The sequence below is a fragment of the Corallococcus praedator genome (genome assembly GCF_003612125.1).
Classification (GTDB): Bacteria; Myxococcota; Myxococcia; order Myxococcales; family Myxococcaceae; genus Corallococcus; species Corallococcus praedator.
This window is the reverse complement of record NZ_RAWI01000889.1, coordinates 1-481: the sequence shown is the minus strand read 5'-3', so window position 1 is coordinate 481 and position 481 is coordinate 1. Positions and strand designations below refer to the sequence as shown.

General features: G+C 71.7%; 1 protein-coding gene. It reads left to right on the top strand.

What is annotated here, in order from left to right:
* A partial coding sequence (locus D7Y13_RS42275; protein WP_208734589.1) for an ATP-dependent Clp protease proteolytic subunit occupies window positions 1-266 on the top strand: 266 nt, incomplete at its 5' end.
* Window positions 267-481 lie beyond the last annotated feature (215 nt).

The window sequence follows — 481 nt, the reverse complement described above, 5'->3', positions numbered from 1 at the left end:
ACTCGGAGATCATGGTCCACCAGCCGTCCGGCGGCTACCAGGGCATGGCCACCGACATCATGATCCACGCGCGCCGCACCGAGCAGCTGAAGCGGCGGCTGAACGAGATCTACGTCAAGCACACCGGCCAGGACATGGCGACGGTCGAGGCGGCGCTGGAGCGCGACAACTTCATGGACCCCGAGGAGGCGAAGGCCTGGGGCCTCATCGACGACATCCTGTCGAGCCGCGAGACGCCCGACGCCGTGGTCGCGCCCGCCGCGTGACCGCTCCCGGACCCGTGACCCGGGGGCCGCGACGGACCCGGGCCGGGGTTTTTCGCGTTGTGGTGCCCAGGGCCGTGCCCTAGTCTGACCGACGGGGACGGCCCGGGCCACGGGCCGCCCCTGGATGCGCCCCCAGGGGCAAGCGACAAGGCCCGTCGGGCCGAAGGAGTCCCATGGCGAACGCACCCGGCGGCGACGGCAAGAACACCCTCTAC